This window comes from Flavobacterium sp. AC267 (assembly GCF_979258715.1).
Map to the genome: position 1 here is coordinate 377,310 of NZ_OZ409875.1, position 12,637 is coordinate 389,946.

11 protein-coding genes and 2 pseudogenes are annotated in these 12,637 nt (G+C 31.8%); 6 read left to right on the forward strand and 7 right to left on the reverse strand.

Features of this window, described 5'->3' with window-relative positions; all coding sequences use genetic code 11:
• Positions 1-59 precede the first annotated feature (59 nt).
• Positions 60-563, reverse strand: coding sequence for a hypothetical protein (locus tag ACZZ95_RS02115; protein ID WP_463467834.1), 504 nt, complete (start codon positions 561-563; stop codon positions 60-62).
• Between the two features lie 64 nt (positions 564-627).
• Entirely contained in the window at positions 628-1,389 is a 762-nt protein-coding gene (locus ACZZ95_RS02120) for a rhomboid family intramembrane serine protease (protein WP_463467835.1), read from the reverse strand.
• Positions 1,390-1,565: 176 nt separating this feature from the next.
• Here ACZZ95_RS02120 and ACZZ95_RS02125 point away from each other — a divergent pair, with 176 nt between their 5' ends.
• Positions 1,566-2,843 carry a replication-associated recombination protein A gene (locus ACZZ95_RS02125; RefSeq protein WP_463467836.1) on the forward strand — a complete coding sequence of 426 codons (1,278 nt, stop codon included), beginning with the start codon at positions 1,566-1,568 and terminating at the stop codon, positions 2,841-2,843.
• Positions 2,844-2,856: 13 nt separating this feature from the next.
• Here ACZZ95_RS02125 and ACZZ95_RS02130 read toward each other — a convergent pair whose 3' ends face one another.
• The 4 genes and pseudogenes from ACZZ95_RS02130 to radC form a co-directional block, all read right to left on the reverse strand.
• Entirely contained in the window at positions 2,857-3,009 is a 153-nt protein-coding gene (locus ACZZ95_RS02130; RefSeq protein ID WP_463467837.1) for a hypothetical protein, read from the reverse strand.
• Positions 3,010-3,204: 195 nt separating this feature from the next.
• On the reverse strand, positions 3,205-3,645 hold the full coding sequence (locus ACZZ95_RS02135) for a hypothetical protein (protein WP_463467838.1): 441 nt from the start codon (positions 3,643-3,645) through the stop codon (positions 3,205-3,207).
• A complete protein-coding gene (locus ACZZ95_RS02140; protein WP_463467839.1) occupies positions 3,645-4,328 on the reverse strand; it encodes a YjjG family noncanonical pyrimidine nucleotidase in 684 nt (227 codons plus the stop codon). The genes ACZZ95_RS02135 and ACZZ95_RS02140 overlap by 1 nt, the downstream gene beginning before the upstream one ends.
• 3 nt (positions 4,329-4,331) lie before the next feature.
• Positions 4,332-5,021 (reverse strand): annotated as a pseudogene (gene radC, locus ACZZ95_RS02145) (RadC family protein).
• 104 nt (positions 5,022-5,125) lie between these two features.
• Between radC and ACZZ95_RS02150 the strand changes: the two are divergent.
• Positions 5,126-5,749 (forward strand): DUF1287 domain-containing protein, encoded by a 624-nt coding sequence (locus ACZZ95_RS02150; RefSeq protein WP_463467840.1) that lies wholly within the window; start codon positions 5,126-5,128, stop codon positions 5,747-5,749.
• Between the two features lie 121 nt (positions 5,750-5,870).
• On the opposite strand, the pseudogene ACZZ95_RS02155 reads toward ACZZ95_RS02150, so the two are convergent.
• Positions 5,871-7,225, reverse strand: a pseudogene (locus tag ACZZ95_RS02155) (UDP-N-acetylmuramate--L-alanine ligase).
• A 224-nt stretch (positions 7,226-7,449) separates the two neighbouring features.
• On the opposite strand from ACZZ95_RS02155, the gene ACZZ95_RS02160 reads away from it, so the two are divergent.
• The 4 genes from ACZZ95_RS02160 to ACZZ95_RS02175 are packed head-to-tail and all read left to right on the forward strand — an operon-like array spanning position 7,450 to position 12,631.
• Positions 7,450-8,394, forward strand: coding sequence for a hypothetical protein (locus ACZZ95_RS02160; protein ID WP_463467841.1), 945 nt, complete (start codon positions 7,450-7,452; stop codon positions 8,392-8,394).
• Between the two features lie 31 nt (positions 8,395-8,425).
• Positions 8,426-10,723 (forward strand): MG2 domain-containing protein, encoded by a 2,298-nt coding sequence (locus ACZZ95_RS02165; RefSeq protein ID WP_463467842.1) that lies wholly within the window; start codon positions 8,426-8,428, stop codon positions 10,721-10,723.
• Complete coding sequence (locus ACZZ95_RS02170) at positions 10,716-11,003, forward strand: hypothetical protein (RefSeq protein WP_463467843.1); 288 nt, start codon at positions 10,716-10,718, stop codon at positions 11,001-11,003. Before ACZZ95_RS02165 ends, ACZZ95_RS02170 begins: the two co-directional genes overlap by 8 nt.
• Positions 10,988-12,631: an alpha-2-macroglobulin family protein gene (locus ACZZ95_RS02175; protein WP_463467844.1), complete on the forward strand. Its 1,644-nt coding sequence runs from the start codon at positions 10,988-10,990 to the stop codon at positions 12,629-12,631. The genes ACZZ95_RS02170 and ACZZ95_RS02175 overlap by 16 nt, the downstream gene beginning before the upstream one ends.
• Positions 12,632-12,637 lie beyond the last annotated feature (6 nt).

The window sequence follows — 12,637 nt, forward strand, 5'->3', positions numbered from 1 at the left end:
TTCAAAAGAAGATTGCCAATAAAAACGATCATCACGCAAAAGACGAAGAAGAATAAATGCTATTCTTCTTTCTTCAAAAAACAATTGAGCTGTTCCATAATTGCATTTTTATGAAGTTTAAAATTGTAACTTCTCACAAATTCAGTGCCTTCCATATTAATTTCGGCCGTTACAGCTCCGTAGTTTGAAAAAGCATTCACATCTTTATCATCAATTAAATAAAAAACCTGCATAATTGAATCATTTCGACGGTATTGTGTATCGTAATGAGTCAATTTATAAGTATTCTTGTCTGCAAGATGGATAACTAAATCTTCTTTAATTTTTTTGCCAATTTTCTTATCTGGAAATGGAGTTGGCTGGAGTGCTACAAAATAATGCTCTTTGTCTGTGACAATATTAATTTTTAACGACTTTGATTTCGTGGTATAAAATACAGCTGGATCAAAATAATAGAGCATACTTCCGTCAGCCTGTACCCTATTTTTAATATCACATTGAGCAATAGTTTTGCTGGTAAAAATGAAACACAAGAACAAAACTAAAAACTTTATTTTTTCCATGATGCTCGCAATTAAATTGTTACACTAACAAATTTAATCTTTTTCTACAAAGAAAACTATGAAATCAATTTTCAGTATCTAATTCTGGCTTTCGTGTCACAATATAATTTACTGGATAACTGGATGAAAAATATTCGATTTCATCTTCATCATCTTCCTTTGAAATATTGACAAAGTGTCCATCTTCATCAAAATGTTTCATAAAAGGATCATTTTCTTGATCAAAATCTGGGCAGCGCCAGTCGTATACAATAGGTTTAGTATATTCAGGAGTTCTGTAAAATAATGTTAGGACAAAACCGGTAATAAGTCCCGCCAAATGTCCTTCCCAAGAAATAGATTGGTCAACATCAGGAAAAACATACCATATCATGCCGCCATAGAGCAAAATTACGGTTAAAGACAAGGCAACTAATCTGTAATATCGAGTTTGAATTCCTTTAAAGAAAATAAAACTTACTAATACATAAATTAATCCACTGGCGCCAATATGAAAGTTCTCGCGCCCCACAATCCAAGTAATTAATCCTGAAAACAATATTCCATAACCAATAACTCCAAATGTCTGTTTGGGATAAAAAAACTGCATCGCGACTAATAATATCAAGAGCGGAATACTGTTATTGTATAAATGATCTAAATTTTCATGAATAAACGGACTGAACAAAATTCCCTGAAGTCCCAAAAAATCTCTTGGATAAATTCCGTGTCGATAAAAATCAAAATCAAATCGAATCTGCATCCAATAAATAATCCATAAAAAAAGGACAAAAAACAAAGGAAGTCCAATAACAGAATTCGAAAATTTAAAATTAGTATCGTTCATATTTTTTATCAGTAATATTGTTAGGGACTCAAAAAACTATCCAAAAATATTTTACTGATATTTTGTCATACCATAAAAACATAAAACTTGTTTCAAATTGTAACAATCGTTCTTAAAACCAACTGTTTTAACTTTCAATAAATAAGATTTAAAACTTAAAATAGTAATTTTGTATAATGGAAGCACCGTTAGCAGAGCGCATTCGTCCGCAAAAATTAGAAGATTATATTAGCCAGCATCATTTGGTTGGTCCGACTGGATCTTTAACACAGCAAATTTCAAAAGGAATAATTCCTTCTCTAATTTTCTGGGGACCTCCCGGTACAGGAAAAACAACACTAGCTCAAATCATTGCACAAGAATCGAAAAGACCCTTTTATATTTTAAGTGCTATAAATTCTGGAGTAAAAGATATCCGTGACGTTATTGAAAAGGCAAAGCAAAGCGGTGGTTTATTTACGGCTAAAAATCCGATTCTTTTTATTGATGAGATTCATCGATTTAGCAAATCGCGACAAGATTCCCTTTTAGCGACTGTAGAAAAAGGATGGATCACTTTGATTGGCGCTACCACCGAAAACCCTAGTTTTGAAGTAATTCCTGCATTATTGTCACGCTGCCAGGTTTATATCTTAAATGCCTTTACAAAAGCAGATCTAGAAGCGTTATTACAACGCGCAATGAAAACGGACACTTATTTATTGACAAAGAATATAAATCTAAAAGAAACAGAAGCTCTATTACGTCTTTCGGGTGGTGATGGAAGGAAATTGTTAAATATTTTTGAACTAGTTATTAATGCATCTGCAGGTGATGAAATCACCATTACGAACGATCGCGTTTTAGCATTAGTACAACAAAATACTGTTCTTTACGATAAAACAGGTGAACAGCACTATGACATTATTTCTGCCTTTATAAAATCTATTCGCGGCGACGATCCAAACGGTGCGGTTTACTGGCTGGCACGAATGATTGAAGGAGGTGAAGACGTTAAATTTATTGCCAGAAGAATGCTTATTTTATCCAGTGAAGATATCGGTAATGCCAATCCGACAGCTTTTATAATGGCAAACAATACTTTTCAAGCCGTTACAACTATTGGATATCCTGAAAGCCGAATTATTCTAAGTCAATGCGCTATTTACCTTGCAACGTCTCCAAAAAGCAATGCTTCTTATATGGCAATTGGAAATGCACAGCAATTGGTAAAACAAACAGGAGATTTACCCGTTCCGATTCATTTGCGTAATGCTCCCACCAAATTAATGAAAGAATTAGGCTATGGCGATGAATATAAATATTCGCATGATTACGCCAACAATTTTGCAGAACAAGAATTTCTGCCAGATGCTGTAAAAGAAACGGTTCTTTATAATCCTGGAAGCAATTCTAGAGAGAACAGCAACCGAGAATTTTTAAAGAACCGCTGGAAAGATAAATACGGTTATTAACCGTATTTTATATTTAGAATTTAACTACAATTTTTTCTGAAATTAATTTATCGTTTTGGTAAGATTCAAAATACCATTGTTGGTCTTCTTTTAAAATTAAAGAGCCTTGAACATTATCTTTAATAGCTATAAAAACATTAGTTTGAGAAGTTTTAAGAAGCTTCATTACTACTTTTGGTGTTTTATCTATTAATTGGTAACCTGATTCAGTTGGCTGTGCATATAATAAATTTGGATCTTTTAAATCTGGAGATGGAGCTACAACTACAAGCTGGGACTGAGAAGCCGCAACTGTATTATTTACAGCTGTAGTAGTCGTCGCAACTGGAACAGCTGTTTTTACTGCGACAGGAGTTTTAGGCTACGCAACTGGATTACCACTATATTTATAATGCAAATCATAAACAGATTTAAAAGCATTATCTAGCGCTTCTTTATAAGCTACTTCATATTCTTTTTCCCTGCTTTTTCCAACTTCTGAAGTATATACAACTTGTCCAAAACAATCTTTTAATTGTACAATAAGTTTTGTAACCAAAAAAGCATTATCTCTTACAACATCAATGTATAGAACCTGACAACGGTCTGTATATCCTTCTGGAAGTCGCTCGTTTGCATAAAAAGCTTGAAAACCTGCTTTAACCAAATTCTGTTTACTTAAAGTAGCCAGACGATATTGATTGTCTGTTTTTATAAAATCATATTTCAGAGGGATAATTACTGCTTTGTAATCATTAAAAGACTGCGCAAATCCAACAACTGAACATAAAATTGCAGTAAGTAAAAATTTAATTTTCATCATTATAAATATTTTTTTAGTTCTAATAAATGGTTAATTTGTTTGTAATTTCCGGAAACATCCAGTTTTTTTTCATTGAAAAAAATAGCATCTAAACCCGCATTTAAAGCACCATTAACATCGGCTTCAAAATCGTCTCCAATCATTATGCTGTTTTGCTTGGATGTCTTTGCCAAATTTAATGCATAATCAAATATAATACTATTTGGCTTTTTAACGCCAGCTAATTCTGAATTTGTAATTGTAGAAAAATAACCGCCCAGAGAAGCATTACTTATTTTCTTATCCTGAACATTCGCAAAACCATTCGTAATAATATGAAGTTTATATTTGGGTTTAAGGTATTCTAAAACCTCGATGGCGCCATCAAAAAGATAATTATTATCTGTTAAAAACTCAATGTAATCATTGGCGATTTCAAAGATATTTTCTTCAGAAATCACATAATTTAAAGCATCAAAAGAGAACTTCAAACGATTGTAACGCAATTCCTGATGTGTAATTTTATCATTTTGATATAACCTCCAGCATTCCTGATTTATTGGAATGTATTTTCTAATAAAATCTTCTGTGCTGATTTCTGCGTATTTCTCTCTAAAAATACGACTAAAAGCCATTTCTGAGTTTTTATCAAAATCCCAAAGCGTGTGATCTAAATCAAAAAAAATGTCTGTAATGGTATTCATACATTAAAAAATTCCTTCATCTACAAAACTATAATATTTTGATTCAGTTATAATCAAATGATCTAAAACTTTAACATCTAAACTTTCACCTGCCAGCTTCATTTTCTTTGTAATTTGTTTGTCGGCATCACTAGGAGTCAAATTTCCCGATGGATGATTGTGACACAAAATCAAACCTGTAGCAGCATTTTCCAATGCCAATTTAAAAACTAATCTGGCATCGACAATAGTTCCCGCGATTCCGCCTTTGCTTAATTGTGACTTAGAAATAACCTTATTCGCATTATTAAGAAAAAGCACCCAAAATTCTTCATGCGGAAGTTGTCCTATAATGGTCGCATTATTTCAAAAACACCTTTGCTAGAAGTTATTTTTTTGAATTGTAAAGCATCTTCGCTCCTCTGCCTTCTGCCCAATTCTAATGCCTGCAACTATAGAAATCGCTTTTGCCTCGCCTACTCCCTTAAATTGCATTAAATTAGAAATAGACATTTTTCCTAAAGCATTTATATTTCCTGCACTGGCCAAAATTCGCTTGCTTAAAGAAACTGCAGACTCATTCCTGCTTCCAGAACCAATTAAGATTGCAATTAGTTCAGCGTCACTCAAAGCTTCCTTTCCTTTAAGCATTAATTTCTCGCGAGGTTTATCATCTTCAGACCAATTTTTTATAGCAAAATGAGAACTTTCCATACTTATATATTTAAGAAGCGAATATATTAAAAAGAAGAAAAATCTTTCAATTAAATACAATCAATTTTAAAATTCATTAACTTTAAAAACTAATTTGTCTAAAAATGAAATTATTACCTATTTCTATTCTGTTTTTTCTTTTTATTTCATGCAAGCAAAAGGAAACACAAAACATTGCTATTTTAAATAAAGACCAGCCAAAAGATTTTGCAGAAAGATTATCTGAAGCGGCAATTTCAATAATTGATCCGTCTATACATTATGATCCGTCTTATTTTAAAATTGATTACCCAAATGGCGATGTCCCAAAGGGCAAAGGGGTTTGTACCGATGTAATAATTCGTTCCTATCGAAAATTAGGCATAGATCTGCAAAAGGAAGTTCACGAAGATATGCTGGAAAATTTTTCTCTTTATCCAAATCTTAAAAAATGGGGAATGACCAAAACGGACACAAATATTGATCATAGACGAGTTCCTAACCTAGAAATTTTCTTTGAAAGAAAGGGAACTAAATTACCTGTAACCCAAAATCCAAAAGATTATCAAACCGGAGAACTTGTAACTTGGATGATAAGTAATAAACTGCCACATATTGGAATTGTAACTAACAAAAAATCTTCTGACGGAAAACGAAATCTAATTGTTCACAACGTTGGAGGCGGGCAAGTGCTCGAAGATTGTTTGTTTGATTACACAATTGTGGGACATTTTAAATATTCCAATTAAGATTCTAAATCTCAAAATCCAAATTCCAAAAATCCAAATTCCAAATTCCAAATTCCAAACTAAAAAAATGCCGATTGTTTAACACAATCGGCATTATCTAATTATCAAATTGACACATTATCTAATTAACTAGACCTTTAACTTCATCAAAATTTAGACCTCCGTAATTTCCTGAACTCATTAATAAAAGTGCAGAATTTTCTAAATTTAAATGGAATAAATATTCTTTAAACTCTGCTGGATTAGTATAAATAATTAAATCTTTTCTATTAAATGCCGTTGCTATCTGTTCGTAAGTTACTTCCTCAAGCTGTTTAATTTTTACCGCATCTGGCGAATAAAAAACAACTGCAACATCAGCATATTCTAAAGCACCTTCGTATTCTTTTAAAAAGGCGACGTTTAAACTACTGTACGTATGCAATTCTAAACAAGCCACTAAAGTTCTGTTTGGATATTGTTCTTTTACCGCTTTGGTTGTTGCGGCAACTTTACTTGGCGAATGCGCAAAATCTTTATAAGCAACTTTTCCTCTTCCTTCAGCAATTTTTTCTAAACGTTTAGATGCTCCTTTAAAACTTGCAATTGCTTCATAAAAATCTTCTTCATCGACTCCCATATTTTGGCAGATCCATTTTGCTCCGGCCAAATTATTCAAGTTGTGTGCTCCAAAAACTTCAATTGGCATATCGCCTTCTGGTGTTTTTAGTAATGTTACGCCGTCACTCACAGAATATTCTGGAGTTGAATACGCAATTTTTCTTATCGGATTTGTTGTCGCTTCAGAAACACGTTTTACTTCTGGATCATTTTCATTATAAACCAATATTCCTCCATTCGTAATTTTTTGAATAAAAATCTCAAACTGTTCTACATAATTTTCATACGTTGGAAAAACATTAATATGATCCCAGGCAATTCCTGAAATTAAAGCAATATTGGGCTGATACAAATGAAATTTCGGACGTCTGTCAATTGGTGAAGACAAATATTCGTCACCTTCTAAAACCATAAAATCATTTTCTTCGGTCAAATGCACCATGGTGTCAAAACCTTCCAACTGTGCTCCCACCATATAATCTACAGCGATATTATGGTAATGCATTACATGAAGAATCATTGATGTAATGGTCGTTTTTCCGTGAGAACCACCAATTACAACGCGAGTTTTGTTTTTAGACTGCTCGTATAAAAATTCAGGATACGAATATATTTTCAATCCTAATTCCTGTGCTTTTAACAATTCTGGATTATCCGCTTTTGCGTGCATTCCTAAAATAACAGCCTCGATATCTGAAGTGATTTTTTCAGGAAACCAACCCATTTCTGCAGGAAGTATTCCTTTTTTTCTAATCTTGATTTTGAAGGTTCAAAAATAGCATCATCGCTTCCTGTAACCTGATATCCTTTATTATGTAATGCTAATGCAAGGTTGTGCATAGCGCTTCCGCCAATGGCGATGAAATGTGTCTTCATTGAATACGTTGAATCGTTTAGATGTTGAGCCGTTTATTCGATAAAACGAATACACAATTCAACGATTAAACCGGTTAATTATTTTTCAAAAATAAGGAAATATAGTATGCTCTATTTGGTTTTAAAAATAAATTATTAATTTGTACGAAAATTATTTTTAAAATAATTCTTTTCTATCCCAACCTTTTTAAAATTTTAATCATCTATAGATTAAAACTCTCTTTATGAAAAATATATTATTTGTATTCTTATTGGTTTCTACAGTACTTTTTGCCCAGCAAAATGATAAAAAATGGGACAATGTTATTGCATTGGAAAACGAAGGAAAAGTAAAATCTGCAAATGAAATCGTTGCTAAAATTTACAAAAAAGCAATAAATCAAAAAGATGAAGTGGAAATGATAAAATGCTTTTTCTATCAATCTAAATATCTGCAGGTTTTTGATGAAAAAGCACAAACTAAAATTTTAAAAAATCTTAAAACGGACATTAATCGTGTTTCAATTCCATCAAAAGCAATTTTGAATTTGGTTTATGCAAAATGTCTAAATGATTATTACAACAAAAACAGATATCAAATTGGCAGAAGAACTAATACTGCTGTTTTAGATACAGACTTTTTAACTTGGACAGAAAATAATTTTATCTCTCAAATTGATCTCGCTCTAAAAAGTTCAATGGAAAATGAAGCGATTCTAAAAAACACTTCACTAACAAAATACGAAGCCATTTTTGATTATCCAACAATTGAAAAATTCAAAACGCTGAATGTATTAAATTATGTAATTGCAGAAAACATAGCGCTTCAATCGCGAAAAATACGTTCATGGGAAATTCAAAAAAGTGATTTTTCAGCTTTCAAAAAAGATCTTTTAGGAAGTTCTAGTGATTTTATTAAACTAAACTTTGACTCCGTTTCTGATGAGAATCTTAAATCGACATTAAAACTTTATCAAAAACAAGAAATTAATAATCCTTCAACTGAAAACATCTGGCAAAGAATTCAATTTAGCAAAAATTATAACGTCATTGTTGACGAAGATTACATCAAAGCCTTGAGCGCTTTTCAAAAGAAAACAAATGATATAATTCTTACTCAAAATATCCAACTCGAAAGAGCGTATTATTTAGCGCAGACATGCATCAGCAGAGCTCAATCCAGATTATAATATAAAAGCGATTGCAATTTTAGACAGTATTTTGAAGATCAATAATAAATCTAATGCATACAAACTTGCTGTACAGAAAAAGGAAAACATATTGTCTAAAGCCTTGAATGTACAACTTCAAAAATACACTTATAATAACGAAAACACCCGCGCATCTATTCAATACAAAAATGTTGAAAAACTAAAAATTTCTTTTTTCAAAATTACAAATGCCCAAATTACAGAACTAAGCAAATCAAATATTACTAGAGTCGGAATTAGAGATTCTATTATTCAAAAAACAAAACCAGTTACTTCTCAATCTTACACGCTTACCAACAAAAAAGATTATCTGGAATATTCAACAGAAGTTTTACTGCCGCAATTGCAGACAGGTTCTTATTTGGTTTATTTTGAAAGTGAATCTGACTCAAAAGAAAGAAAAGCTTTTGCTTTTGAAACGATTACAGTTTCGAACTTTATTGTTTTAGGAACACAAAACGATAAAACTGAAAGTTACCAAGTTTTAGACAGAAAAACTGGAAAACCGTTAGAAAATGTAAGCATCAAATCTCAGTCATTTAATATTCTCACTAATAAAAATGGCACAGCGGTTTTTAATAAAATAAAGGACAAATATATGGGTTATCAGCCTATTACTTTGTTCACTCAAAAAGACACCATTTATATTGATAAAAATTATCTCTCCTATAATTATCAATACAATGACAAAGACAATGATGAAACTGATTTTAATGGAATAGTTGAGTTTTATTTAGATCGTGCTATTTATCGTCCAGGCCAAACAGTGTATTATAAAGGAATCGCGATTCAAAAAGTGAATAACAAATCATCTGTAGTTCCTTATACTACATTTAAAATTATTGTCGAAGACGCAAATGATAATGATTTTAAAGAATTTGATGTTACCACAAATGAGTTTGGCTCCTTTTCTGGTGAATTTGTTTTACCAAAATCTGGTCTGACTGGTAATTTTCATATAAGTGCTGATGAGCCTGCTACTTATGAAAATGATAAAGTTTATGATAAAGAAAAAAGCGAACATCCTTTTTGGGAAAATGCCTATTTAGAAGATTCAAGAATTGATTTTAGGGTTGAAGAATACAAACGCCCAAAATTCGAAGTAACTTTTAATCCGAAAAAAGACAGCTTTCAGCTCAATCAATTGGTTAAAGTAAAAGGAACTGCAAAGGCTTTTGCGGGAAGTACTATTTCTGATGCAAAAGTAACTTACACCGTTACCCGCTACACGACCTATTCTAGATATTATCGCTCACAATATGAGGAAAATGAAACATTAGCGACTGGAGAAACAAAAACTGATGCTTCAGGACAATTCACGATTGATTTTACTGCAATTCCATCTATAAATTCTAGTAAGGAACAATTACCTGTTTTTAATTATCTAATAAAGGCATCTGTTACTGATATTAATGGAGAAACGCATGATTCTCAAACCTCTGTAAAAGTTGGTTACCATGATTTAGAACTTAATGCTGTAATTTCTAACGAAATTTCTACTAAAAATAAAAATGAAGTAAAACTTGTAAGCACGAATCTTAACGGGGAATTTTCAGCAGTTAAAGGTGAAATAAAAATTTATTACATTAAACCATTTTCTACAAAATTCAAATCACGAACTTTTTCTCAGCCTGATTTTTCGACTATTTCAAATTCCGATTTCGAAAAATTATTTCCCTATGAAAACAATGAAGATCTAAAAGAAAAAATAACAGAAACATTGTTATTTTCTAAAAATATAGATACTCAAGAGGACAAAACTCTTGCTTTAGATTTTATTTCAAATTATAAATCAGGCAACTATAAAATTGTGTTTTCGGCAAAAGATAGTTTTGGGAATTTAATAGAGAAAACTTCAAGTTTTAAAATCAATCAAAGCAAGGATAAATTTGATACAAGTCGTTTATTTACTGTTACGCAAACAAATCTAGATGCTGTAAAAGATGGTTTTATTTTAATAAAAGTAAAATCTGTTATACCAGAATTATATATAACGGCAACAGCAAATTATCAAAGCGACGTTTTTTTAGAAGAAACGTATCATCTCCAAAATCATGAAACTTTAATTAAAATTCCTGTAAAAAAAGATTTTGAAAACGGATTGACAATTGATTTCACAAGTATATTCGAAAATCAAAAATTTGACAATAATATTTATGTTATTTTAAAAAGAGAAAAACCTGAATTTAAATTTAATGTAGAAACATTTAGGAATAAAATACAACCCGGAAGTAATGAAAACTGGTCTTTTAAATTGACAGGAACTGCTCGCAAAAAGGGAAGCCGAAGTTTTAGCTTCAATGTATGACAGTTCATTGGATCAATTTAGAAAAATAAACTGGGAAAAGCTCAATCTTGACGAATTTAGTATCGGTAATAGCTACAAATCACTTTTGGGCGGCGAAAATACATATAGCACAATTACCAATTTAAATACTCCATCAAAACGTATTGAACTTATAAATGAAAACACGACTTTAATGTGGTTCGGATTCGATTTTAGCGCAAATGTTAATCCGCTTTACCTGCAAAAAGAATATCAAAGACAGCTTACAAAAAAATCAGAAAACCTTTGGATGCTAAGATGATTTTTGGAATCATAAAAGATCAAAGCGATATTCCGCTTCCAGGGGTTTCCATCACAGTTAAAAAAACACAAAGAAGCACAACCAGTAATTTTGAAGGTTATTATGAAATTGACGCGGGAGCAGATGAAGAACTTATTTTTTCCTGTATCGGTTTTAAAAATCAATCTGTAATCGTTTCAAAAAATAAACAAATTGATATTTCTCTACTACATGATCATTCAAGCGAATTGCATGAAGTCGTCATAACTGCTTATGGCACTCAAAGAAAAAAGCAATCATTGAGTGCCTCAGTCACAAAAATGGTGAGTTCTGAAGAAGTTCAAGAAGATAATGCAGTTTATAATACAGCCGGGATAAACAAATTATCTGGAACTGCATCTGGGATTATAATTAGAGGAACGTCTACTGTTTCTGGAAAAGAACCAATATATATCGTAGATGGACAATTTGTTAGCGATATAAAAAACTTAAATCCTAACGATATACTTTCAATAGATGTAGTAAAAGAGGAAAAGGCAACAGCTCTTTACGGCGACAGAGCTTCAAACGGAGCAATAATCATTACAACAAAAAGTGCTGTAGAAGCCTTAAACCAAGTAAAAGCCAGAAAAAATCTCTCTGAAACCGCTTTCTTTTTCCCAAATTTAAGAACCGATTCTAAAGGAAAAGTAAGTTTCAATTTTACTTCTCCAGAAGCTTTAACAGCTTGGAAACTTCGCTTGTTTGCACATAATAAAGATGCTGTTTCAGGTTATCTGGAAAAAAGTGTGATCACACAAAAAGAATTAATGGTGATGCCGAATTTTCCAAGATTTTTTAGAGAAAAAGATACTATTGTAATCAGCGCTAAAATTTCGAATGTTACCGCCGAAGCAAAAACCGGAATCGCAAGTCTGCAGTTTTTTGATGCTGTTACAATGATGCCAATTGATGCCAAAATGCTGAATGCAAAAAACATTAGAAACTTTACAATTCCAGCGTATGGAAATACAACGGCAAATTGGACCATTACAATTCCAGAAGGTCTGCAAGGCATTCAATATAAAATCGTAGCAAAAGCTGGTAATTTTTCGGATGGAGAAGAAAACATTCTTCCTGTTTTGACCAATAATATGTTAGTGACAGAAAGTATTCCGATTTGGGTTCGCGAAAATTCTACTAAAGAATATACTTTCGAAAATTTAAAAAACAATAATTCAACCACTTTAAGAAATCATCAATTTACGTTTGAATACACTTCAAACCCAACATGGATTGCAATTCAATCTTTGCCTTACCTAATGGAATATGAGCACGAATGTGCCGAACAAACTTTTGCGCGTTATTACGCCAATGCATTAGCTTCTGAAATTATTTCGAGTAATCCTAAAATTGCGGCAGTTTTTGAAGATTGGAGAAAAAATGGAAAACCAATTTCAAAACTGGAAGAAAATGAAGAATTAAAATCACTAATTCTAGCCGAAACTCCATGGTTAAATGATGCACAAAGTGAAGATGAAAAAGAAAAAAATCTGTCGCTTTTATTTGATTTGGAGAAAATGAAAACTTCTCAGGAAAGCTGCTTTCGAAAAATTAAAACAGAAACAAAAACCATCTGGCGGATTTTCTTGGTTTGCTGGCGGTTATGAAAGTGA

Excerpts from the sequence above, each read along its gene's own strand:
- ACZZ95_RS02135 (WP_463467838.1), bottom strand. The coding sequence starts at position 3,645 with ATGATGAAAATTAAATTTTTACTTACTGCAATTTTATGTTCAGTTGTT.
- ACZZ95_RS02120 (WP_463467835.1), bottom strand. The coding sequence starts at position 1,389 with ATGAACGATACTAATTTTAAATTTTCGAATTCTGTTATTGGACTTCCT.
- ACZZ95_RS02125 (WP_463467836.1), top strand. The coding sequence starts at position 1,566 with ATGGAAGCACCGTTAGCAGAGCGCATTCGTCCGCAAAAATTAGAAGAT.
- ACZZ95_RS02140 (WP_463467839.1), bottom strand. The coding sequence starts at position 4,328 with ATGAATACCATTACAGACATTTTTTTTGATTTAGATCACACGCTTTGG.
- ACZZ95_RS02160 (WP_463467841.1), top strand. The coding sequence starts at position 7,450 with ATGAAAAATATATTATTTGTATTCTTATTGGTTTCTACAGTACTTTTT.
- ACZZ95_RS02130 (WP_463467837.1), bottom strand. The coding sequence starts at position 3,009 with ATGAAGCTTCTTAAAACTTCTCAAACTAATGTTTTTATAGCTATTAAA.
- ACZZ95_RS02170 (WP_463467843.1), top strand. The coding sequence starts at position 10,716 with ATGTATGACAGTTCATTGGATCAATTTAGAAAAATAAACTGGGAAAAG.
- ACZZ95_RS02150 (WP_463467840.1), top strand. The coding sequence starts at position 5,126 with ATGAAATTATTACCTATTTCTATTCTGTTTTTTCTTTTTATTTCATGC.
- ACZZ95_RS02115 (WP_463467834.1), bottom strand. The coding sequence starts at position 563 with ATGGAAAAAATAAAGTTTTTAGTTTTGTTCTTGTGTTTCATTTTTACC.